The organism is Agromyces sp. NPDC057679 (assembly GCF_042799635.1).
Taxonomy (GTDB): domain Bacteria; phylum Actinomycetota; class Actinomycetes; order Actinomycetales; family Microbacteriaceae; genus Agromyces.
In genome coordinates, this window is record NZ_JBHVIK010000005.1 from 12,213 (window position 1) to 32,580 (window position 20,368).

The following is a 20,368-nucleotide window of genomic DNA, read 5'->3' on the forward strand; positions in this document are numbered from 1 at the left end:
GGCGCGGCCGTTCGGCGTCGGTGTGCTGGAAGCCCCGGTGCGGGCCGCTCAGGCGCCGGTGCGGGTACGCATCTCGAGCACCGGCGTGCCGGCGTCGTCGACGAGCTCGAGGGAGACCTCGACCCGGCCGAGCTCGGCCAGGGAGCCGACGTGGGTGCCGCCGCAGGCGATCGATGCCGTGCCGCCCGGCAGCTCGGCGACCCAGTACCTGCGGTCGGTGAGGCCGTCGCCGTCGCGATCGATGCGCACGTGGGAGCCCGCCGCGACCCACTCGCCGACGGTCGCCGAGACCGCCCGGCCGAGGGCGTCGAGCTCCTCGGCGAGCCCGGCGACGTCGAATCCCGCGCGCCGCAGCGACTTGTTCAGCCGGTACCGGTCGAGCGAGCCGTTCGGCTCGATCCGGCTCGAGGCGATCGCGATGCCGTCGAAGTCGGGGCGGCCGAGCGCATCGGTGCGCGCCGGCTTCGACCAGCGGCCCTCGAGCGCGAGGTTCAGGGCGAGGGATGCCGCGTGGCAGGCCGTGTGCCCGGCGGAGAGGGCGCGGCGCGCCGTGGCCTCGGCCGTGATCTCGACCTCGTCGCCCTCGGCGATCGCCGACCCCTCGTCGACGAGGTGCGCGACGAGGAAGGCCCAGCCCTCGGTGCCCTTGCGCACCGGGATGTCGGCGCCGAGGTGCAGCGCCTCGCCGTCGCTCGCCGCGACGACCGCGTCGCGCACCGGGGCCTGTGCCCCGTCGGCGAGCGTGATCGTCCCGGTGTCGGCGGGCTGGTCGGGCCAGGCGGCGTCGACCGGGTGGAAGGCCGTGACATCGGTCACGACGGCGTCGAGGCCGTCGCCCGCGGGTGCGACGTGCAGCACCCGTGCGCGCTCGCCGAGGGCGCCCGTGGGGTAGGTGACGCGGGTGTCGTGCGCCGGAAGGGTCATCGGGGCGCGCTCAGTCGTCGGCGCGGCCGAGCACGTGGAACGGGATCGCGAGTGCGAGCGCCACGGCGATGATGCCGGAGAAGAAGGTCGCCGCCTCGAAGCCGGCCACCTCGGGGGCGATGCTCATGACCCACATGCCGAAGACGAAAAATGCCATGGCGATGATGGTGGCGACGACGTTCACAACGACCTCCAGTGTGCGTTGGCGACGTTCGCCGCCCTCGCAAGTCTAGCCAAACGCGCCGCCGTCAGTCGGGGACGGGGCCGAGCCACGCGTTCGCGACCGTGGCGTGCGCGGACTCGTCGTCGGAGGGATGGAAGATGCCCGCGAGCACGTCGCGGTAGAGCCGGCCGAGCTCCGATCCGGCGAAGTAGCTCGATCCGCCCGCCACCCGCACCGCCTGGTCGACGACGTGCTTCGCGGTCTCGGTGGCACGCACCTTCACCCCGACGAGCTTCGGGAACCAGCCGGCGCCGTGGTCGACGAGCCCGTCGAGGTCGCGCGCCACGGCCTCGAGCTGCGGCGGCACGGCGTCGTACGCCAGTGCGGCGTCGGCGACCCGCCAACGGATGTCGGGGTCGTGCGCGAGCGGGCGGCCGTCGTACTTCATCGAGGTGCGCCGGTGCGCCGCCGCGACCGCGAGATCGAGGGCCCGCGCACCGATGCCCGTGTACACCGAGGCGAGGAGCAGCTCGAAGTTCGCGAAGATGCCGAAGACGAGGAGGTCGGCGTTCGGACCCGGGTCGAGGCGACGCACGATGCGATCGGCGGGGGCGTACGCGCCGTCGAGCACCGTCGTGCGGCTCTGGCTGGCCCGCATGCCCATCGTGTTCCAGTCGTCGAGGATCCGGACGTCGGGGTCTTCGCGGTCGATGAAGCCGTAGACGAGCTTCGGGGCGTCGGGCGAGACGCTGTCGAGGCCCATCGTGCCGAGCCTCGTCCACGCCGGCGAGAGCGAGGTGAAGATCTTGCGCCCCGAATAGCGGTAGCCGCCGTCGGGCTGCGGCTCGGCCGTCGAGCGCGAGCCGAAGAGCATGAGGTCGTTGCCGGCTTCGCTGATGCCGAAGCCGAAGATCTCGCCCGCCCCGGCCTCGCGAAGGACGAACTCGAGCGAGTCGTCGCCGCGGTCGCGGAGCACCTTCGCCACGCCCGTCCAGACGAGGTGCATGTTCACCGCGAGGGCCGTCGCCGGCGCGGCACCCGCGAGACGCTGCTGCGCACGCACCACGTCGAGCGTCGACCAGCCGAGGCCGCCGAACTCGACCGGCACGAGCGCGGTGAGGTAGCCCGCAGCGCGCAGTTCGGCGAGGTCGTCGTCGAAGAACGTGTTGTCGCGATCGGACTCCGCGGCCCTCGCCCGGAATCGCTCCAGCAGCTCGTCGCCGAGCAGGGGCTCGGGCGTCGGGGAGTTCGTCGTCGTGGACTCTGGCGTCGGGTTCTCGGTCGTCGCGCTCACGCCGCCAGACTACGCCCGGCGCTCGTCGTCGGGGGAGGGCGCAGGGGCCCGCGGATCGGCCGGGGGCGCTGCGGACGTCGCCCGACGGCGACCGCGGGTCGCGAGCACCACCACGAGCACGACGATCGCCGCCAGCACGAGCAGCACGGCGATCCACGGCAGCAGCACGCCGATCGCGACGCCGAGCGCCGAGGCGAATCCGACGAGCGCCGACCACCCTGCCGCCAGCCCGCTCCAGAAGTCGTCGGGCGCGGTGTCGGGGGCCGTCTCGACCGTGATCAGCTCGACCGTGAGCGTCGAGTAGTCGACCTGGTCGACGAGCCAGTCGCGCTGCTGCGTGAGGCTGTCGAGCTCGGCCTGCCGGGTCGTCAGCTCCGCCTCGATCGCGATGAGATCCGTGATCGTCTCGGCCTGCGCGAGCAACTGCTCGAGGCGGTCGACGGAGGCGCCGAGGGCCTCGATGCGCGCGTCCAGGTCCTTGCGCTGCGCGGTGACATCCGATTCATCCATCGTCACCCCGTTGACGTCGCCGAACCCGCGGAGCTCGTCGACGACCGCGTCGAGCCCGTCGGCCGGGACCCGGAGCACGAGTTCGGCCCGCGGCGAGGACGAGCCCGAGCCGGGCTGCTCGCTGCGGCTCTCGACCCGCCCGCCGGCGTCGCCGGCGAGCTCGGCCGCCTCCTCGGCCGCGGCGAGCGGGTCGTCGACGGTGATCGACATGCGACCCGTCGTGATGACGCTCTGGGTCGCCGTCGCGCCCTCGGCGCCGTCGCCGGCGGCCTCGTCGGCGGACTGCCCGGACTCGCCGCCCTCCGCGGGCATCGGCATCGCCGGTTCGGGGACGCCGGAGTTCTCGCTGCCCGAGCCCATCGAGCACCCGGCGAGGAGCAGAACGGTGAGCGCGGCGGCCGCGGCCGCGGGGAGGAGTCGTCTCATGCGGTCAGGCTACGACCGGGGTCGGAGCCGATGTCTGGACGCCCGCTGGGAGTCGGGTCACGATCGGATTGCGGCCGTGATCAGGCCGTTACCGCGCCGTGACCGCGCTGTGATCCGGGCGTGACCGCGCCGTGACGGACGGATGCGATCAGTCGTCGTCGGGGTCGCGGCCGGTGCGCTCGCCGCTCTCGAGCGCGGCGATCTCGGCGAGGTCGCCGAGACGCAGCTCGAAGTCGAAGACGTCGAGGTTCTCGCGGATGCGCTCGGGCGAGGACGCCTTCGGGATGACCACGTTGCCGAGCTGCACGTGCCAGCGGAGGACGATCTGCGCCGGGGTGCGGCCGTGGCGGGCCGCGAGCCCGGCCAGCACCGGGTCGTCGAGCACCCGCCCGCGCGCGAGCGGCGACCACGCCTCGGTGAGGATGCCGTGGGCGAGGTCGAACGCGCGCAGCTCGGTCTGAGGGAGCCACGGGTGCAGCTCGACCTGGTTGACGACGGGGGCGACGCCGGTCTCGCCGATGATCCGCTCGACGTGGTGGGCGTGGAAGTTCGCGACGCCGATGGAGCGCACCCGGCCCTCGTCACGGAGACGCACGAGCGCGCGCCACGTGTCGACGTAGCGGTCGGTCGACGGCACCGGCCAGTGGATGAGGAGGAGGTCGAGCCGCTCGAGACCGAGGCGCGCCATCGAGGCGTCGAACGCGCGCAGGGCCTCGTCGTAGCCGTTGTCGTCCTTCCAGACCTTGCTCGTGACGAAGAGCTCCTCGCGCGGCACCGGCGCCGCGCGCACCGCCTCGCCGACCTCCCGCTCGTTGCCGTAGAAGGCCGCGGTGTCGAGGTGGCGGTACCCGGCGTCGATCGCCTCGAGGCTGAGCCGGGTCGCGTCGGCGGCCGGCACCTTGTAGAGGCCGTAGCCGAGCTGGGGGATGGCCGCGCCGTCGGCGAGCGGCAGCAGCGGAGCGGGATCGAGGTTTCGTGACATCCTGCGGGTTTCTAACTCGGTTGCAACGGCACCGGTTCGGTGTCGGGGATCGGGCTCGCGTCGCGGCCGCGGAGATCGGGGTGCCATCGCCGGGCGAGCGCCGGTACGAGGAAGCCGAGGAACGCGAGCCCCGTCGCCGCCCAGAACGCGCCCTGGGCGCCGTAGCCGTCGATGAGGAAGCCCGCGAGCGCCGAGCCGAGCGCCGCGCCGATGAGCTGGCCCGTGCCGACCCAGCCGTACGCCTCGGCCGTGTCGGAGAACTTGACGCTCGCCGAGACGATGGCGAAGAGCACCGCGAGCGCGGGGGCGATGCCGATGCCGGCGATGAACAGGGTGATCGAGAGCCACCAGAAGTCCATCACGAACGCGGCGAGGGCCGTGCCTGCGAAGACGATGAACATGCGGCGGGCCGTCGACCACGGGCCGATCGGCACGTGGCCGAGGAAGAGCCCGCCCGCGAGCGAGCCGACGGAGAAGATCGCGAGCACGATGCCCGCCTCGGCGCCGTCGTGCCCGAACACCGCGACGACTCCCGCCTCGATCGCGGCGCACGCCCCGATGAGGAGGAAGCCGACCACCGTCGCGAGCAGCACGGGCGGACGGGTCAGCACGACGCCGAGCTTGCGCTTCGAGCGCGGAATGCGCACGCGCCCGAGCTCGGGCGAGGAGATGAACCAGGCGCCGCCGACGACCATGATCGCGGCGGCGAGCAGGATGCCCCAGATGGTGCCGATCTGCGTGGAGACGAAGGTGGTGACGACGGGGCCCACCACCCAGATGATCTCCTGGGCGGAGGCGTCGAGCGAGAACAGCGGCGTGAGCTGGCGGGAGTTCACCATCTTCGGATAGATGGTGCGCACGGCGGGCTGCACGGGCGGGGTCGCGAGCCCGGCCACGAAGCCGACCGCCATGTAGAGGGGCACGGTGAGCGGCAGCACGGCGATCGCGACCACTCCCGTCACGCAGACGGCGAGGGTGATGATGAGCACGGGGCGCATGCCGAAGCGACCCATCAGGCGGCTCGTGAAGGGGCCGGCGATGGCCTGGCCGATCGACGTCGCCGCGAGGACGAGGCCGGCAGCGCCGTACGAGCCCGTCTGCTGCTCGACGTGGAGGAGGAAGGCGAGCGAGAGCATCCCGAACGGGAAGCGCGCCGTCAGCTGGGCGGCGATGATGCGTGCGACGCCCGAGGTCTTCAGCAGTTCGGAGTAGCTTCCCACAGTGCGCCCAGCCTATCGATCGCTCGGCGCTGTGCGAGGACGCGCGCTGAAAGTACGGAATCTTGCGTCTTATCGGCGCAGAACGCGCGATTCCAATCGCTGTCGAATCGTGATCCGCAGAGATGCATGCGTGGCGCTCGCCGTGGTCTAGGCTCTCTCCGTACGGCGACGGAGCCCTGCGATTGCGCTCAGCCGTCTTGTCCCAAAATGATCGCGTGACGACAGAGGTACCAACATGAACATCCGCCGACTTCTCCTGCCGGCCGCCGTCGCATCCGCCGCGGCCCTGCTCTTCACTGGCTGCGTCAACAACGCCGAGAGCGAGGGCGGCTCGACCGGGAGCGACGCCCCCGCCGCCACGATCACGGCCGACGACGCCGCGGTCGCGCTGCTGCCCGCCGAGGTCAAGGACTCGGGCGTGCTGCGCATCGGCACCGACGCCGAGTACCCGCCCAACGAGTACAAGGACGACGCGGGCAACCCGACCGGCTGGGGCGTCACCCTCGCCGAGGCGGTCTCCGCCAAGCTCGGCCTCGAGCCCGAATGGGAGATCCTGAGCTTCGACAGCATCATCCCGCGCATCCAGGAGGGGGCGCTGGACATGGGCTCGTCGTCGTTCACCGACACGGTCGAGCGCCAGGCGTCGGTCGACTTCGTCGACTTCCTGAACGCGGGCAGCCTGTGGGCCGCTCCCGCCGGCAGCGACATCGACCCCGATGACGCGTGCGGCAAGACCGTCGCCGTGCAGTCGGGCACCATCCAGCACACCGACGAGCTGCCCGCCCGCAGCCAGGAGTGCGTCGACGCGGGCAAGCCCGCCATCGAGATCCTGCCGTTCGAGGGCCAGCCCGAGGTGACCAACGCCGTCGTCAACGGCAAGGCCGACGCCTTCTCGGCCGACCTGCCCGTCACGGGCGACGCGGTCGCCAAGCTCGACGGCCAGCTCGAGTCCGTGGGCGAGATGTTCGACGCCGCACCGTACGGCTTCGCCACCCAGAAGGGCGGCGAGATGACGAAGGCCGTGCAGGCCGCACTGCAGTCGCTCATCGACGACGGCACCTACCTCGAGATCCTGACGGCCGCCGGCATCGAGTCGGGTGCCGTCGACGAGGCCGTCATCAACGGCGCCACCAACTGATCCGGGAAACGACCGCAGTCATGTCCGACATGCAGTCCCGGCCGGCGGGGTCCGAGACCCCGCCAGCCGGCACCGGAAGCGACACGCCGCCCGAGGCGATCAAGGCCATCAAGCTGCGCCACCCGTGGCGCATCGTCCTCGCCGTCGTCCTCGTCCTGCTCGTCGTCCTCTTCGTGGTCGACGCAGCCGTCAACCGGCCCGTGTACAACTGGCCCGAGGTCGGCAAGTACCTCTTCGACACGCGCGTCGTCGAAGCCGCGGGGTACACCCTCCAGCTGACCGTCTACTCGATGGTCATCGCCATCGTGCTGGGCGTGGTCCTCGCCGTCATGCGGCTCTCGCCGAACCCCGTCGTGAAGTCGGTGGCCTGGGTGTACCTGTGGCTCTTCCGCGGAACCCCGGTGTACGTGCAGCTCGTGTTCTGGGGCCTCGTCGGCGTCATCTACAAGACGATCGACGTCGGCATCCCGTTCTCCGAGCCGTGGCTCTCGATCACGACGAGCGACCTGCTGAGCTACTTCGCGCTCGCGATCATCGGCCTCGCGCTGAACGAGGCCGCCTACATGGCGGAGATCGTGCGCGCCGGCCTGCTCGCCGTCGACCGCGGCCAGGAGGAGGCGGCCACGGCGCTCGGCCTCGGCTGGTGGCACACCATGAGCCGGGTCATCCTGCCGCAGGCCATGCGCGTGATCATCCCGCCGACCGGCAACGAGGTCATCTCGATGCTGAAGACGACCTCGCTCGTCATCGCGGTGCCGTTCACGCTCGAGCTGTTCACCCGAACGCAGGACATCGCGGCGAAGACCTACCAGCCGGTGCCGATGCTGATCGTCGCCTCCATCTGGTACCTCGCGATCACCTCGGTGCTCATGGTCGGCCAGTACTACCTCGAGAAGCACTACGCGAAGGGCGTCGACCAGCGCCCCGCCCCGCAGAAGCCGACCGTCGAGACCAGTGCGGTCGCCGCGGTCGACGCGGGCGTCGATCCGGGCGCGGTGCCGCCCAAGAACCGCCCGGGAGGAGGCGCATGAACGCCGCGGAGACCCCCATGGTGAAGGCCGAGGCGGTGTCGAAGGCCTACGGCTCGAACACCGTGCTGCGGTCGATCTCGCTCGAGGTGAAGCGGGGCGAGGTGCTCTGCCTCGTCGGCCCGTCGGGCTCCGGCAAGTCGACCTTCCTGCGCTGCATCAACCATCTCGAGACGGTGAGCGCCGGCCGCCTGTCGGTCGACGGCCAGCTCGTGGGCTATCGCCAGCACGGCGACAAGATCTACGAGCTGCACCCGAAGGATGCCGCGAAGCAGCGCCGTGACATCGGCATGGTGTTCCAGCGCTTCAACCTCTTCCCGCACATGACGGCCGTCGAGAACGTGATGCTCGCGCCGACACTGCTGAAGAAGAAGCTGCCGAAGGCGCAGCTGAAGGCGCGTGCGCTCGAACTGCTCGCACGCGTGGGCCTCGCCGAGCGCAGCGACTACTACCCGTCGCAGCTGTCGGGCGGCCAGCAGCAGCGTGTCGCGATCGCCCGGGCGCTCGCGATGGAGCCGAAGCTCATGCTCTTCGACGAGCCGACCTCGGCGCTCGACCCCGAGCTCGTGGGCGAGGTGCTCGAGGTCATGAAGGAGCTGGCGAAGAGCGGCATGACGATGATCGTCGTGACGCACGAGATGGGCTTCGCCCGTGAGGTCGCCGACACGCTCGTCTTCATGGACGGCGGCGTCGTCGTCGAGTCGGGCGACCCGCGCGAGGTGCTGTCGAACCCGCAGCACCAGCGCACGCGGGCGTTCCTCTCGAAGGTGCTCTGACCTCCGAGTCGAATTCGGACGAGCCCGGTGGAGCAGGCGATCGCGCCCGCCCCACCGGGCTCTACGATTGAGGGGTGAATCGCCAGAGCGTCCCGTCGCCCGCCGGCCCGTCGCAGTCGGCCCCGCCGACCACGGCCGGCGCAGTGGCCGCCTTCTTCGTCGATGCCGTGCTCGTCGTCCTCTTCGTGGTGATCGGCCGCCGCAGCCACGCCGAAGGCGTCGACCTCGCGGGCATCTGGCAGACCGGGTGGCCGTTCCTCGTGGCGCTCGCCGTGGGGTGGCTCGTCTCGCTCGCCTGGCGCCGCCCGCTGGCGCTCTGGCCGACGGGCGTCGTCGTCTGGGCCGTGACCGTCGCAGGCGGCATGGCACTCCGCGCCGCCTCCGGCCAGGGCACCGAACTCGCCTTCATCGTGGTCGCGACGGTGACGCTCGCGGTCTTCCTGCTCGGCTGGCGTGCGATCGAGGGGCTCCGCGCCCGACGGCGGGCCGCGCGTGCCGCGGCGGAGGCCGAGGCGAACGGCGCATCGGCCGCACCGTGAACCCGATCGAGTGGCTCTTCGACGCCCAGCTCGTCATCGGCGACCAGGTGATCCTCTGGCGCGAGATCGTCGGCAACCTGTTCGGGCTCGCGAGCGCCCTCGGCGGGCTGCGGCGCAAGGTGTGGGCGTGGCCGGTCGGCATCGTCGGCAACGCGCTGCTCTTCACCGTCTTCATGGGCGCCGTCTTCGACACCCCCAACCCGGTCAACCTGCTCGGGCAGGCCGGACGGCAGCTGATGTTCATCTGCGTCTCGATCTACGGCTGGGTGCAGTGGTCCCGTCACCGCAACGCGGCGGAGGGTGCGTCGGCGGTCGACCCGCGATGGGCGAGCGGTCGCGAGCGGCTGCTGCTCGTGGGGCTCCTCATCGGCGGCACGCTCGTGCTCACCCCGATCTTCCGCGCGCTCGGCTCGTTCGAGCCGGTGTGGGCCGACGCCTGGATCTTCATGGGGTCGCTCCTCGCGACCTGGGGCATGGCCAAGGGCTGGACGGAGTTCTGGCTGATCTGGGTGGCCGTCGACATCGTCGGCGTGCCGCTCCTCGTCTCGGCCGGGTACTACGCCTCGGCGCTGATGTACCTGTTCTACGGCGCGTTCACGCTGCTCGGCTTCTTCACCTGGATGCGCGTGCAACGGCGTCGCGCCGAATCGCTCTCCGACCCGGCCTGAGGGCCCGGTCGGTCGGGGGCGCGAACCTCACCAGGCGGCGGGAACCCGGTCGAGCACCGACCAGACGGCGGCGCTCAGCTCGGGATGCTCCAGCGCGATGCCGCGCAGGAGGTCGAACTCGAACCGGGCGGCTTCGCCCTGGGGTGCGGCGGGGTGATAGGCGCGGGAACGCGCCGGACCCCACTCCTCCGAGCGGAGGCGGTCTTCGCGGAGCGTCGCGACGACCTGCTCGTCGACCGAGGGGAGTTCGGGCAGGAACTCCCACGGGTCTTCGCCGAGCCGGCAGCGCAGTTCGATGAGCGCGGCGAGTTCGTCGCGCGCGTCTCGACGCAGGCGTTCGAGCGCCGGTGCCGGTGTCTCTGCCATTGTGCGACCTCCCCTCGCTGCCACGATCGTACGCCCACGCTACGCGCACCGTGTGACGCTCGGGTTACGGGGCGCAATCCAGGATGTCGCGCAGATGACGCCTGTATGACGCGCACGGTGCGCCGGCGTGCCGCAGCGGGTTTGAATGGGCGTCGCGGGCGAACGGCGTCCGCGGTGAGAGGGAGGGACCCCATGGCCGAGGTGCTCATCCTGCACGGCTGGCAGAACCGCCGGCCCGAGGGTCACTGGCAGCGCTGGCTGGCCGACGAGCTGCGCGGGCTCGGCCACGAGGTGCGGTACCCGCAACTGCCCGAGCCCGACGCTCCCGATCGCGCGGACTGGCTCGCCGCGCTCGACGCCGAACTTCACGGCACCGACTCCGCGCGGCTCACGGTCGTGGCCCACAGCCTCGGCTGCCTGCTCTGGGTCGCGCACGCCAGGGCGCGGGCCGCTGCGGGCCTCGGCGACCCCGTCGCGCGGCGGGTGCTGCTCGTCGCGCCGCCCTCCGACGCGGTCGTGACGGCGATCCCCGAGCTCGCGTCGTTCGCGACGGCGAGCGGTGCGGCCGACGAGCGGGCCGCGCCCGAGGCGGTCGCCGCGTTGGCCGCGGCGAGCGAGGAGCCCCCCGTCGTGGTCTCGGGCGATGTCGACGAGTACTCGCCGGTCGAGGCCGAGGGGCTGGCGGCCCGATTCGGCCTCGAACGGATCGTCGTCGAGGGCGGCGGCCACCTCACGATCGACGACGGCTTCGGACCATTCCCGCTCGTCCTCGACCTCGTCGATGCGGCCCTGGCCGTGCGCCGACCGCCGCACCCGCCCGTGCGCTGCGCTTGAATGGTCGGGTGGAAGCCGCACCCAGCCCCGAACTCCTCGCCCGGCTCGCTGCCGACCTCCGTCGCGCCGACTACACCGTCGACGCCCTCGACGCGCTCTGGGGCGACGACGCGGCCGCAGCCCTGCACCGGGGCGAGCGCGTGCCCGCACGGCGCGTGCTCGACGCCCGCCGGGGCGAGCACGGGGCATCCGCACCGCTCGCGGCGCTCGCCGAGCTCTTCGTGCTCGGACTCCCGGTGCCCGCCGCCGAGGCGGAGGACGCGCTCGCGACCCTCGGGGTCGACGGCGCCGTCGAGCTCGGGCTCGTGCGGGAGTCGGGCGGGCAGGTCGCCGCCGCCCTCGACCTGCGCCCCTACGCCTTCGCCGACGAGCACGGATCGGCACTGTGGTGGATCCTCTCGGACCTCGGCGAGCTCGCACTCGGCCACGCCCTCGGCGAGCACCACGTGCTCGGCGTCGGCGGCGCCTCGACGACGCTCTCGGGCCTCATGCTGCCGACTCGGGCGAAGCGCGTGCTCGACCTCGGCACGGGCTGCGGGATCCAGGCCATGCACGCCTCGCGGTTCGCCGAGGAGGTCGTCGCGACCGACATCTCCGAGCGGGCGCTCGCGCTGGCCCGCATGAACCTGCTGCTCAACGGCATCGAGGGTGTCGAGCTGCGCCTCGGCAGCCTCTTCGAACCCGTCGCGGGGGAGCGCTTCGACCGCATCGTGTCGAACCCGCCGTTCGTGATCACGCCGCGCACCGAGGGCGTGCCCGAGTACGACTACCGCGACGGCGGGATGGTGGGCGACGCCCTCGTCGAGGCAGTGGTGCGGGGCGCGGCCGAGCACCTCGAGCGGGGCGGCATCGCGCAGCTCCTCGCGAACTGGGAGTACCGCGCCGGCGACGGCGCGGACGCCGACGGCCTGGCCCGCGCGGTCGCCTGGACCGACGGCCTCGAGCACTGGATCGTCGAGCGCGAGGTGCAGTCGGTCGCCGAGTACGCCGAGACCTGGATCCGCGACGGCGGCACCCGCCCCGGCACGCCGGCGTTCGACCGGCTCTACGACGCCTGGCTCGACGACTTCGAGGCGCGCGGCGTCGAGCACGTCGGATTCGGCTATGTGCTGCTGCGCCGGCCCGACGAGCGGCGGGATGCTGCGCCGACCGCGCCGCTCGCACGGGCAGAGCGTCGCCACGGCCCGCTCGGCACCGACGCGGCCGCCCTCGGCGGGCACCTCGCGGCCGCCCTCGCCGCGCACGACAGTCAGGCGCGCACGAGCGATGTCGAGCTCGGACTGCTGCGGTTGCGCGTCGCCGGCGACGTCACCGAGGAGCGGCACTACTGGCCGGGCGACGAGGACCCCACGGCGATGCTGCTGCGGCAGGGCGGCGGCTTCGGTCGCACGGTTTCGCCCGGCACGGGCCTCGCCGCCCTCGTCGGCGCCTGCGACGGCGAGCTCGCGATCGGGGCGATCGTCGCCGCGCTCGCCCAGCTGCTCGAGGTCGACGAGTCGGCGCTCTCGGAGGAACTGCTGCCCGCGGTGCGCGAACTCATCGACGACGGGATGCTGCTGCTGCCCGAGGCGTGATCGGGCACGGGGCATCCGCCCGCGAACGCGGAACCGAGATCAGACCGTGCCGGCGGGCGGCCAGACGCCGATGATGAGCGCCATCACGATGACGGTCACGAGCTCGTGCGCGATGTTCAGGATGGTGAGGCCGGGCGGGCGCCCCTCGAAGGCGTCGTGCGTGATGAAGCGCGCCGCGGTGAACCCCGCCCAGAGCATCAGGCCCGTCATCATCGTGATGCCGAGGTAGTTGCCGCCGAGCGCCGTCCACGCGATCTGTGCCGCGATCGCGAGCACCCACGCCGAGATGAAGCTCACGATGAGCGTCGTGAGGATCGGGCCGACGGCCCCGCGGTCGCCCGAGTCGTCGACCTTGGCGACCCGCATCCAGTAGTTGCCGAAGACCTTCGGGGTGTACCAGACCGAGCCGACGAGCATCGTCGAGAGCGTCGCGATGACGACCGCCCAGTAGTTGACCTCCACGAGCATCGCGGCCTCCCGGCGCTTGTGCGGCCCGGTGGGCCGGATTGCTCCGCAGTCTAGACCCGAGGCGCGGCGCAGCGGGGTATTGTCGTGGTCGCAGATCGAAAGCGAGCCCATGCCCGACTCCCCGCTCTCCGACTCACCGTACGAGGTGCTCGGCGTCGCCTCCGACGCGGATGCCGCGGAGCTCCGCGCGGCGTATCGGCGTGCGCTGCGCGTGGCACACCCCGACACGGGCGGCGACCCGGCCCGCTTCCACGCGGTGCAGCGCGCCTGGGCGCTCGTCGGCACGCCTGCCGCGCGCGCGGCGTTCGACCGGGGCTCGGGCGGCGTCGCGGCGCCCACCCGTGCGACGTGGGCGCCCGCCCCGCCCCGGCCGCGGCACGACTCGCGCCCGCTCGCCCGCTCGTACGGCCACCCCGGCGGGCTCTCCCGCGAGCGGTACCTCGCGCTCATCCGCGAATGGGTGGGCCGCGGCGTGCCGCTGGCCGACCCGTACGACCCCGCGCTCGTGCGCAGCGCCCCCCGCGACATCCGCCACGTGCTCGCCGACGCGCTCGCCGAGGAGGCGACCGCACGCTCGCTCTCGACGCTCGGCATCGCGTACACGATCTGGCACGACCTCGCGACGAACGCCGCGGGCCCCGGGCTCCCGCCGAAGCTCGACCACCTCGTGCTCGGCCCGACGGGGCTCTTCGCGATCCAGTCCGAGGACTGGGGCGGCCCGGTGGCGCTGAAGCGCGGCGAGCTCGTGGGCGAGGCGCTCGCCGGCGAACGGCCGATCCGGGCGCTGGCCGCACGGGCGAAGGCCATCGGCAAGGCCGCGAAGGTCAGGCCGACGGCGCTCGTCGTCGTCGTGCCCGACCAGTACGCGGCCGAGCCGATCGAGTTCGGCGGAACGAATCGCGGTGCGGTCGTCGCGCTCGTGCGCAGCTCGCGCCTCGCGAGCGCGGTGCGCGAGGGGCTGCCGGGTTCGGCGCACCTCGGCGGCACCGAGGTGATGGAGGTCCGGTCGCGGCTCCAGGCCGTCGTGCGCTTCGCCTGATCCCGCACCGTGCCGGGCACTGCCCGGTTCGTCGTCGCGGGGGTCGGCGGTGTTGGATGGAGGCATGCCTGATGCCACGACCGTGACCCCGACCGACGCCTACATCGAGGACTTCGCCGCATTCGTGCAGGCCTCGCCCTCGTCGTATCACGCGGCCGCGGAGGTCGCCAGGCGCCTCGAGGCCGCCGGGTTCGACCGCCTCGACGAGACCGCGGAGTGGCCCGCGGCACCGGGCCGCCGGGTCGTCGTGCGCGACGGCGCCGTGATCGCGTGGGTGCAGCCCGAGGGCGCCGGGCCGGTGACGCCGTTCCGCATCCTCGGCGCGCACACCGACTCGCCGTCTTTCAAGCTCAAGCCGAACCCCTCCACCACGGGCGACGGCGTGCTGCAGGCGGGGGTCGAGGTCTACGGCGGGCCGCTGCTCAACTCGTGGCTCGACCGCGAGCTCGAACTCGCCGGGCGCATCGCCACCGACGACGGCGAGCTGCACCTCGTGCGCACCGGGCCGATGCTCCGTATCCCGCAGCTCGCGATCCACCTCGACCGCGAGGTGAACAAGGGCCTCACCCTCGACAAGCAGCGCCACACGCAGCCGGTCTGGGGCGTCGTCGACGGCGAGGACGCCGACCTCCTCGCCGAGCTCGCCCGGTTCGCGGGCGTGCCCGGCGCGACGATCGTCGGGCACGACGTGCTCGTCGCCGACACCCAGGCGCCCGCGCGCTTCGGGCGTTCGGGCGAGCTGTTCGCCTCCGGCCGCATGGACAACCTCAGCTCGGTCTACGCCGGCCTGGTGGCGCTGCTCGCCGCCCCGGCCGACGGCGAGCATGTCAGCGTGCTGGCGGCCTTCGACCACGAGGAGCTCGGCTCGGAGTCGCGTTCGGGGGCGAGCGGACCGATGCTCGAGGACGTGCTCGTGCGCATCGCCGCGGGCCTCGGCGCCGGCGACGACGAGCGCCGCCGCGCGTTCGCCGCGTCGTGGATCCTCTCCTCCGACGCCGGTCACGCCGTGCACCCGAACTACCCCGAGCGGCACGACCCCGCGAACCGTCCCGTGCTCGGCGGCGGGCCGCTGCTGAAGCTCAACGCGAACCAGCGTTACGCGAGCGACGCCGTCGGCTCCGCGCTGTGGTCGGGCGTCTGCCGCCAGGCGGGAGTGCCGACCCAGCCGTTCGTGTCGAACAACGCGATCCCGTGCGGCTCGACGATCGGCCCGCTCGCGGCGACCCGGCTCGGCATCCGCACGGTCGACGTCGGGGTGCCGCTGCTCTCGATGCACTCGGCCCGCGAGCTCGCGCACGTCGACGACCTCGCCGCGCTCGGAGCCGCCGTGACGGCGTTCTTCGCGCCCGCCTGAGCGCTGGGCGCGCTCGGGGCCGGCCCGGCGCGCTGGCCGGATCTCGCGGCGGAATGGCGCGATTTCCCTGCGGTCCGAGGCGCGGTGGCTGGCAGTCTGGGCGCATGACCGAACTCACCGCCTCCGTCGCCCCGGCCGCTCCCGCCACCACCGCGCTGTTCGACACCGTCGCCTCGCCCGAGACGGCGATCGCGCACTTCGCGGCCCGCCTCGCGGTCGAGGCGGACGTCTCGGACGTCGCCGCGGCGCTCGCCGACGGCGGCTCCGGGTTCGTGCTCGTCGACACGCGCAGCGACGAGGCGTGGGCGCAGGGTCACGTGCCCGGGGCCGTACACCTGCCCCGCCGCCGGATCGCCGAGGAAGGCACCGCGCTCGTCGGCCCGGGAACGGCGGTGGTCGTCTACTGCTGGGGTCCGGGATGCAACGGGGCGACGCGCGCGGCGCTCGAGTTCGCCCGACTCGGTCACCCCGTGAAGGAGATGATCGGCGGCTTCGAGTATTGGGTGCGCGAGGGCTTCGCCTACGAGACGGCCGAGGGGTTCGCGCAGCTCGCTCCCGACCCGCTCACGAACGTCGGCCGCGCCGGACTCGGCGGGTCGCCCGTCGCCGGTGCCGGGGGCATCAGCTGCGACTGCTGAACGCCGCCGAAACCGCACAGACCACTCGTCACCCTCACCGGGGCCGACCGGGACTTCGCGCTCAGGCGAGGGTGACGAGCGGCGCCTCGGGGTCGGCGAGCCACTCCTCGAGCGATCCGTCGTACACCGCTGCGGCGTGGCCGGCGCGACGCAGCGCCAACGCCGTGCCCGCGGCCGCGATGCCCGCGCCGCAGTAGACGATGATCGGGGCGGCACCGCCGCCGGTGGCCGGGGCGAGTCGCTCGGCGAGCTCGTCGCCGGCGAGGGACCGGCGGGTCTCGGGCGCCACGACGGAGCCGACCGGCACGTTCACGCTGCCCGGGATGTGCCCGGGCCGCGGACGGCGCCCGGTCTCACCGCGGAAGTCGGCGGGCGGCAGCGCGCAGACGAGGACGCCCTCGGTCTCACCCGCGACGACGCGACGCACCTCGTCGCGGTCGGCCCAGAACCCGGCGCGGGCCTCGAGCCGCAGCTCGCCCGCCGTCCGCGGAGCACGGAACCCGGTCTCGAGCTCGCGGCCTTCGGCGCGCCACGCCGTGAGCCCGCCGTCGAGCACGGCGACGTTCGCGAAGCCGGCCGAGCGCAGCAGCCACCAGAACCGCGCGGCCCAGTGCCCGATCGAGGTGTCGTAGACGACGACCGCCGTCCCGTCGTCGAGGCCGAGCGCTCGCGCCGCTCGGGTGAGGCGCTCGAGGCCGGGGCGGGTGAAGGTGTGGGGGCCGCGCTCCGAGAACTCGTCGATGAGATCGGCGAAGACGGCGCCGGGCACGTGGCCCTCGATGAGGTGGTCGTCGAGGCCGCTCACCCAGCGGAACCCGCCGGGGGTCTCGACCCCGAGCACGGTGGCGTCGACCACGACGAGCCGCGCATCGTGCAGGTGGTCGGCGAGCCACGCGGTGGTCACGAGGTCGTCGGGCAGGTCGAGGGGGGTGCGGGGCGCGGGCGTCGTCATGCCGTCACGGTAGTCGCGGGGCCCGAGGGCGTCGACGGGTCGTGAAACGAGCCGTCATGGGGCGCCGCGCTGCGTCACGCGGGGTCGAGGAAGGCGCGGAACGGGGTTCAGCGCAATGGGCCCCTGCGACTCTCCAGCCACATGGTGTGCTCGCGCAGGCCGTTGCGCACGGCGGCCTTGATGATGACGTATCCGATCCACAGCATGAGCGCGAGGACGGCGAGGTAGATCACCAGTCCGATGACGAGGCCGATGAGGCCGGCTCCGTAGAAGAAGGACGGGTCGAGCGTCGGGTCGCTTTCCATGGGAGAACTTTGACAGAAGCGCCGCGTCGCCGGGAGAGTCCCCGTCTGGGGGACAGGGCGGCGTTCAGCACTCGATGACGTTCACCGCGAGGCCGCCCTCGCTCGTCTCCTTGTACTTCGTCATCATGTCGATGCCGGTCTGGCGCATCGTCTCGATCACGGTGTCGAGCGACACGAGGTGGGTGCCGTCGCCGTGCAGGGCGAGACGTGCGGCCGAAACGGCCGTCGACGCCGCGATCGCGTTGCGTTCGATGCACGGCACCTGCACGAGCCCCGCGACGGGGTCGCAGGTGAGGCCGAGGTGGTGCTCCATCGCGATCTCGGCGGCATTCTCGATCTGACCCGGCGTTCCGCCGAGCACGGCGCACAGCCCGCCCGCGGCCATCGCGCAGGCGGAGCCGACCTCGGCCTGGCAGCCGCCCTCGGCGCCCGAGATCGAGGCGTTCTTCTTCACGAGACTCGCGATGGCCGAGGCGGTGAGCAGGAAGCGGCGGATGCCCGCGGCATCCGCACCGGGGACGAAGCGCAGGTAGTAGTGGCCGACCGCGGGGATGATGCCCGCCGCGCCGTTCGTCGGCGCGGTGACGACCCGCCCGCCCGAGGCGTTCTCCTCGTTGACGGCGAGGGCGAAGGCGTGCAGCCACTCGGTCGAGGTGTCGCGCTGGTGCACGGCCTCGATCTCGTCGTGGTCGTACGCCTCGAGGCGGCGGCGCACCTCGGGGGCGCGGCGCTTCACCTTGAGCCCGCCGGGCAGGGTGCCCTCGGTGTCCAGGCCGTGCGCGACGCACTCGGCCATCGCCGCCCAGATCGCGTCGAGGCCCTCGTCGATGCCGGCCTCGCCGTGCACCGCGACCTCGTTGTGACGGGCGATGTCGCAGAAGGAGACGCCGTGTTCCTCGCAGAGCGCGAGAAGCTCGGCGGCGTTCGAATAGGGGAGCGGATGGCGCAGCGCCTCCGCCTCGCTCGGGGCGTCGCCCTCTCGGCGGATGAAGCCGCCGCCGACCGAGTAGTAGGTCTCCTCGGCGATCGGGAGCGGACCGTCGCCGAAGGCCTGCAGGGTCATCGCGTTCGGGTGGCCGGGGAGGCGCGTGCGGGGCTCGAGCGAGATGTCGCTCTGCCGGAGCCGGATGGGCCGACGGCCGAAGAGGAGCACCTCGGCGCCGTCGGGGCCGGCCTCGTCGAGCCGCGCCCATGCACCGCGCACGTCGTCGGGGTCGCAGTCGTGCGGCTCGAGGCCCGCGAGCCCGGCGACGACGGCGTCGGGAGTGCCGTGGCCGAGCCCGGTCGCACCGAGCGAGCCGTAGAGCGAGCACGAGACACGGGTCACCGCACCGAGCGCACCCTGATCGTCGAGCGCCTCGACGAACATTCGAGCCGCCCGCATGGGGCCGACGGTGTGCGAACTCGAGGGGCCGATCCCGATCGAGAACAGATCGAGGGCAGAGACGAACGCTGTCACCCCTCAAGGCTACGCCGCTTCACGCGCACGGATGCCACGGGGCTTCGCAGATTCGTGCGTCGCGGGCCGATCTCGCGCACATCGTCGGCAGCATCCGCGACGGACGGGCCCGTGGCCCGGCCGCCTAGGCTGGTTCACGATGACGAACGACACCGCCCGCACCTTCGTCGACGGCACGACCATCCGCCCGATCCGCCCCGACGAGTCCGATGCGGAGTCGGCCGTGATCGTGGGCGCATTCGCCGCCGGCCCGTACGGACACCTGCCGAAGAGCGCCGAGCGCGCCGCGTTCGAGGCCGACACGGCCGGACGCGGCGCCGACGGGGCCGTGCTCGTCGCCGTCGGCGCCGACGGCGCCGTCGTCGGCACGGCGAGCGTGCTGCGAGCGGGCAGCCGCTACTCGCGCGTCGCCCGGCCCGGAGAGGCCGAGGTGCGGCTGATCTCGGTGGATCCCTCGGCGCAGGGTGCCGGGCTCGGCGCCGCGCTCACGCGGGCGAGCCTCGAGGCGGCGCTCGACTGGGGCGCCTCCGCGCTCGTGCTCGACACCGGGAGCCGCAACACGCGCGCGCAGGCGCTCTACGAGCGGCTCGGCTTCGTGCGCGACCCGGGCCGCGACGCGGTGGTCGGCGCCGGCGTCGAGTCCGTCGTGTACCGCTTCCCGCTGCAGCCGCGCGACGACGTCGTGGTGCGCCTGATGCGCGCCGACGAGGCCGATGCGGTCGCCGCGCTCGTCGAGCACGCCTACGCCGCCGACTTCGAGCTGAACGCCGGGTACCGGGCCGATATCGTCGCGGTCGCCGAGCGGGCGCGCGAGCACCGGGTGTGGGTCGCGGTCGACGCGATGACCGGCGAGCTCCTCGGCACGGCCTCGACACCGCGCGCCGGCGAGACGATGTCGCCGGTCGCGCGGGACGGTGAACTCGACTTCCGCTTCCTCGGGGTCGCGCCGGGCGCCAGGCGCCGCGGCATCGGCGAGGCGCTCGTGCAGCACGTGCTGCTGCTCGCCCGCATCCGCGGGCTCGAGCGGGTGGTGCTCAACACCGGACCCGACATGCTCGCCGCGCAGCGGCTCTACGGCCGCCTCGGGTTCAGCCGCCTGCACGAGCGCGAGTTCACCTTCGTGCGGCCCGACGGGTCGAGCTTCCAGATGCTGGCCTACGGCCGCGACGCCCGGCTCGCCGCCTGAGGTCTAGACCGTCGGATTCGGGCCGACCCGCGACATCCAGTCCTCGGGGCGGTCGATCCGCTCGAAGCCGAACCGTTCGTACAGCCCGTGGGCGTCGCCCGTGATGAGCAGCACCCGCTTCAGGCCGAGTGGATCGAGGGTGGCGAGCACGAACTCCATGAGCGAGACGCCGATGCGCGCGCCCCGGCTGCCGGGGTCGACGATGACGTCGCACAGCCAGGCGAAGGTGACGCCGTCGGTGACGACGCGGGCGTAGCCGAGCTGTCGTCCGCTCGCACGGTCGTAGACGCCGAAGTTCATCGAGCCGTCGATCGCCGCGTCCTGCGTCGCCCGCGGTCGACCCTTGGCCCAATACGCGTGCTCGGAGAGCCAGGCGTGCACGAGCGTGCGGTCGAGGCGTTCGGGGTCGGTCGAGAAGTCGAGTTCGAGCGGCATAAGACCCGAGCGTATCCCCGGCCGCCGAGGCGGGGGAGCCTCGAAATGAGCAACTCGGGTTGACAAATTCCAATCAAGCAACCTAAGTTG

Annotated in this window: 23 protein-coding genes; 11 read left to right on the forward strand and 12 right to left on the reverse strand. The window is 72.8% G+C overall.

Annotation, left to right across the window (positions count from 1 at the left end; translation table 11 throughout):
• Window positions 1–48: 48 nt before the first annotated feature.
• The 6 genes from ACFVAJ_RS19470 to ACFVAJ_RS19495 all read right to left on the reverse strand — a co-directional run bounded on the left by ACFVAJ_RS19470 (window position 49) and on the right by ACFVAJ_RS19495 (window position 5,519).
• Window positions 49–924 carry a metal-dependent hydrolase gene (locus tag ACFVAJ_RS19470; RefSeq protein WP_376947107.1) on the reverse strand — a complete coding sequence of 292 codons (876 nt, stop codon included), beginning with the start codon at window positions 922–924 and terminating at the stop codon, window positions 49–51.
• A 10-nt stretch (window positions 925–934) separates the two neighbouring features.
• Window positions 935–1,081: a hypothetical protein gene (locus ACFVAJ_RS19475; RefSeq protein WP_157424635.1), complete on the reverse strand. Its 147-nt coding sequence runs from the start codon at window positions 1,079–1,081 to the stop codon at window positions 935–937.
• Between the two features lie 91 nt (window positions 1,082–1,172).
• Window positions 1,173–2,315: an acyl-CoA dehydrogenase family protein gene (locus ACFVAJ_RS19480; protein WP_376947809.1), complete on the reverse strand. Its 1,143-nt coding sequence runs from the start codon at window positions 2,313–2,315 to the stop codon at window positions 1,173–1,175.
• A 75-nt stretch (window positions 2,316–2,390) separates the two neighbouring features.
• Window positions 2,391–3,317 carry a DUF4349 domain-containing protein gene (locus ACFVAJ_RS19485; RefSeq protein WP_376947109.1) on the reverse strand — a complete coding sequence of 309 codons (927 nt, stop codon included), beginning with the start codon at window positions 3,315–3,317 and terminating at the stop codon, window positions 2,391–2,393.
• Window positions 3,318–3,465: 148 nt separating this feature from the next.
• Window positions 3,466–4,299 carry an aldo/keto reductase gene (locus tag ACFVAJ_RS19490; RefSeq protein ID WP_376947111.1) on the reverse strand — a complete coding sequence of 278 codons (834 nt, stop codon included), beginning with the start codon at window positions 4,297–4,299 and terminating at the stop codon, window positions 3,466–3,468.
• Window positions 4,300–4,310: 11 nt separating this feature from the next.
• Window positions 4,311–5,519, reverse strand: a complete 1,209-nt coding sequence (locus ACFVAJ_RS19495) for an MFS transporter (RefSeq protein WP_376947113.1) — start codon at window positions 5,517–5,519, stop codon at window positions 4,311–4,313.
• Window positions 5,520–5,754: 235 nt separating this feature from the next.
• On the opposite strand from ACFVAJ_RS19495, the gene ACFVAJ_RS19500 reads away from it, so the two are divergent.
• The 5 genes from ACFVAJ_RS19500 (at window position 5,755) to pnuC (ending at window position 9,668) form a co-directional block, all read left to right on the forward strand.
• Window positions 5,755–6,657 (forward strand): ABC transporter substrate-binding protein, encoded by a 903-nt coding sequence (locus tag ACFVAJ_RS19500; protein ID WP_376947115.1) that lies wholly within the window; start codon window positions 5,755–5,757, stop codon window positions 6,655–6,657.
• Between the two features lie 20 nt (window positions 6,658–6,677).
• Window positions 6,678–7,688, forward strand: coding sequence for an amino acid ABC transporter permease (locus tag ACFVAJ_RS19505; RefSeq protein WP_376947117.1), 1,011 nt, complete (start codon window positions 6,678–6,680; stop codon window positions 7,686–7,688).
• A complete protein-coding gene (locus ACFVAJ_RS19510) occupies window positions 7,685–8,461 on the forward strand; it encodes an amino acid ABC transporter ATP-binding protein (RefSeq protein WP_376947119.1) in 777 nt (258 codons plus the stop codon). Before ACFVAJ_RS19505 ends, ACFVAJ_RS19510 begins: the two co-directional genes overlap by 4 nt.
• Before the next feature lie 74 nt (window positions 8,462–8,535).
• Window positions 8,536–9,000, forward strand: coding sequence for a DUF3054 domain-containing protein (locus ACFVAJ_RS19515; protein WP_376947121.1), 465 nt, complete (start codon window positions 8,536–8,538; stop codon window positions 8,998–9,000).
• Entirely contained in the window at window positions 8,997–9,668 is a 672-nt protein-coding gene (pnuC, locus tag ACFVAJ_RS19520; RefSeq protein ID WP_376947123.1) for a nicotinamide riboside transporter PnuC, read from the forward strand. The genes ACFVAJ_RS19515 and pnuC overlap by 4 nt, the downstream gene beginning before the upstream one ends.
• Window positions 9,669–9,695: 27 nt before the next feature.
• On the opposite strand, the gene ACFVAJ_RS19525 is transcribed toward pnuC, so the two are convergent.
• Window positions 9,696–10,034, reverse strand: coding sequence for a hypothetical protein (locus tag ACFVAJ_RS19525; protein WP_376947125.1), 339 nt, complete (start codon window positions 10,032–10,034; stop codon window positions 9,696–9,698).
• A 192-nt stretch (window positions 10,035–10,226) separates the two neighbouring features.
• Between ACFVAJ_RS19525 and ACFVAJ_RS19530 the strand changes: the two genes are divergently transcribed.
• Both ACFVAJ_RS19530 and ACFVAJ_RS19535 read left to right on the forward strand, forming a co-directional pair.
• Window positions 10,227–10,868 (forward strand): RBBP9/YdeN family alpha/beta hydrolase, encoded by a 642-nt coding sequence (locus ACFVAJ_RS19530; RefSeq protein ID WP_376947127.1) that lies wholly within the window; start codon window positions 10,227–10,229, stop codon window positions 10,866–10,868.
• An 8-nt stretch (window positions 10,869–10,876) separates the two neighbouring features.
• Window positions 10,877–12,442 (forward strand): methyltransferase, encoded by a 1,566-nt coding sequence (locus ACFVAJ_RS19535; RefSeq protein WP_376947129.1) that lies wholly within the window; start codon window positions 10,877–10,879, stop codon window positions 12,440–12,442.
• Window positions 12,443–12,481: 39 nt separating this feature from the next.
• Here the strand turns inward: ACFVAJ_RS19535 and ACFVAJ_RS19540 are convergent, their stop codons facing one another.
• Entirely contained in the window at window positions 12,482–12,910 is a 429-nt protein-coding gene (locus ACFVAJ_RS19540) for a DUF1761 domain-containing protein (protein ID WP_376947811.1), read from the reverse strand.
• 109 nt (window positions 12,911–13,019) lie between these two features.
• Here ACFVAJ_RS19540 and ACFVAJ_RS19545 point away from each other — a divergent pair, with 109 nt between their 5' ends.
• From ACFVAJ_RS19545 to ACFVAJ_RS19555, 3 genes are all read left to right on the forward strand, one after another.
• Window positions 13,020–13,949 (forward strand): DnaJ domain-containing protein, encoded by a 930-nt coding sequence (locus tag ACFVAJ_RS19545; protein ID WP_376947131.1) that lies wholly within the window; start codon window positions 13,020–13,022, stop codon window positions 13,947–13,949.
• 64 nt (window positions 13,950–14,013) lie between these two features.
• On the forward strand, window positions 14,014–15,303 hold the full coding sequence (locus ACFVAJ_RS19550) for a M18 family aminopeptidase (RefSeq protein ID WP_376947133.1): 1,290 nt from the start codon (window positions 14,014–14,016) through the stop codon (window positions 15,301–15,303).
• Between the two features lie 104 nt (window positions 15,304–15,407).
• Window positions 15,408–15,941 (forward strand): rhodanese-like domain-containing protein, encoded by a 534-nt coding sequence (locus ACFVAJ_RS19555; RefSeq protein ID WP_376947135.1) that lies wholly within the window; start codon window positions 15,408–15,410, stop codon window positions 15,939–15,941.
• 61 nt (window positions 15,942–16,002) lie between these two features.
• Here ACFVAJ_RS19555 and ACFVAJ_RS19560 read toward each other — a convergent pair whose 3' ends face one another.
• From ACFVAJ_RS19560 to ACFVAJ_RS19570, 3 genes are all read right to left on the reverse strand, one after another.
• A complete protein-coding gene (locus ACFVAJ_RS19560) occupies window positions 16,003–16,893 on the reverse strand; it encodes a sulfurtransferase (RefSeq protein WP_376947137.1) in 891 nt (296 codons plus the stop codon).
• Window positions 16,894–17,000: 107 nt separating this feature from the next.
• Window positions 17,001–17,198: a hypothetical protein gene (locus ACFVAJ_RS19565; protein WP_376947139.1), complete on the reverse strand. Its 198-nt coding sequence runs from the start codon at window positions 17,196–17,198 to the stop codon at window positions 17,001–17,003.
• A 64-nt stretch (window positions 17,199–17,262) separates the two neighbouring features.
• A complete protein-coding gene (locus tag ACFVAJ_RS19570) occupies window positions 17,263–18,657 on the reverse strand; it encodes an L-serine ammonia-lyase (RefSeq protein WP_376947141.1) in 1,395 nt (464 codons plus the stop codon).
• A 139-nt stretch (window positions 18,658–18,796) separates the two neighbouring features.
• On the opposite strand from ACFVAJ_RS19570, the gene ACFVAJ_RS19575 reads away from it, so the two are divergent.
• Window positions 18,797–19,843 carry a GNAT family N-acetyltransferase gene (locus tag ACFVAJ_RS19575; RefSeq protein WP_376947143.1) on the forward strand — a complete coding sequence of 349 codons (1,047 nt, stop codon included), beginning with the start codon at window positions 18,797–18,799 and terminating at the stop codon, window positions 19,841–19,843.
• Between the two features lie 3 nt (window positions 19,844–19,846).
• Here the strand turns inward: ACFVAJ_RS19575 and ACFVAJ_RS19580 are convergent, their stop codons facing one another.
• Entirely contained in the window at window positions 19,847–20,278 is a 432-nt protein-coding gene (locus tag ACFVAJ_RS19580; RefSeq protein WP_376947145.1) for a GNAT family N-acetyltransferase, read from the reverse strand.
• Window positions 20,279–20,368 lie beyond the last annotated feature (90 nt).

Coding starts and splice junctions, on each gene's coding strand:
- ACFVAJ_RS19475 (WP_157424635.1), bottom strand. CDS start 1,081: ATGGCATTTTTCGTCTTCGGCATGTGGGTCATGAGCATCGCCCCCGAG.
- ACFVAJ_RS19525 (WP_376947125.1), bottom strand. CDS start 10,034: ATGGCAGAGACACCGGCACCGGCGCTCGAACGCCTGCGTCGAGACGCG.
- ACFVAJ_RS19500 (WP_376947115.1), top strand. CDS start 5,755: ATGAACATCCGCCGACTTCTCCTGCCGGCCGCCGTCGCATCCGCCGCG.
- ACFVAJ_RS19545 (WP_376947131.1), top strand. CDS start 13,020: ATGCCCGACTCCCCGCTCTCCGACTCACCGTACGAGGTGCTCGGCGTC.
- ACFVAJ_RS19555 (WP_376947135.1), top strand. CDS start 15,408: ATGACCGAACTCACCGCCTCCGTCGCCCCGGCCGCTCCCGCCACCACC.
- ACFVAJ_RS19490 (WP_376947111.1), bottom strand. CDS start 4,299: ATGTCACGAAACCTCGATCCCGCTCCGCTGCTGCCGCTCGCCGACGGC.
- ACFVAJ_RS19560 (WP_376947137.1), bottom strand. CDS start 16,893: ATGACGACGCCCGCGCCCCGCACCCCCCTCGACCTGCCCGACGACCTC.
- ACFVAJ_RS19510 (WP_376947119.1), top strand. CDS start 7,685: ATGAACGCCGCGGAGACCCCCATGGTGAAGGCCGAGGCGGTGTCGAAG.
- ACFVAJ_RS19530 (WP_376947127.1), top strand. CDS start 10,227: ATGGCCGAGGTGCTCATCCTGCACGGCTGGCAGAACCGCCGGCCCGAG.
- ACFVAJ_RS19505 (WP_376947117.1), top strand. CDS start 6,678: ATGTCCGACATGCAGTCCCGGCCGGCGGGGTCCGAGACCCCGCCAGCC.
- ACFVAJ_RS19575 (WP_376947143.1), top strand. CDS start 18,797: ATGACGAACGACACCGCCCGCACCTTCGTCGACGGCACGACCATCCGC.
- ACFVAJ_RS19485 (WP_376947109.1), bottom strand. CDS start 3,317: ATGAGACGACTCCTCCCCGCGGCCGCGGCCGCCGCGCTCACCGTTCTG.
- ACFVAJ_RS19565 (WP_376947139.1), bottom strand. CDS start 17,198: ATGGAAAGCGACCCGACGCTCGACCCGTCCTTCTTCTACGGAGCCGGC.
- ACFVAJ_RS19540 (WP_376947811.1), bottom strand. CDS start 12,910: ATGCTCGTGGAGGTCAACTACTGGGCGGTCGTCATCGCGACGCTCTCG.
- ACFVAJ_RS19550 (WP_376947133.1), top strand. CDS start 14,014: ATGCCTGATGCCACGACCGTGACCCCGACCGACGCCTACATCGAGGAC.
- ACFVAJ_RS19580 (WP_376947145.1), bottom strand. CDS start 20,278: ATGCCGCTCGAACTCGACTTCTCGACCGACCCCGAACGCCTCGACCGC.
- ACFVAJ_RS19470 (WP_376947107.1), bottom strand. CDS start 924: ATGACCCTTCCGGCGCACGACACCCGCGTCACCTACCCCACGGGCGCC.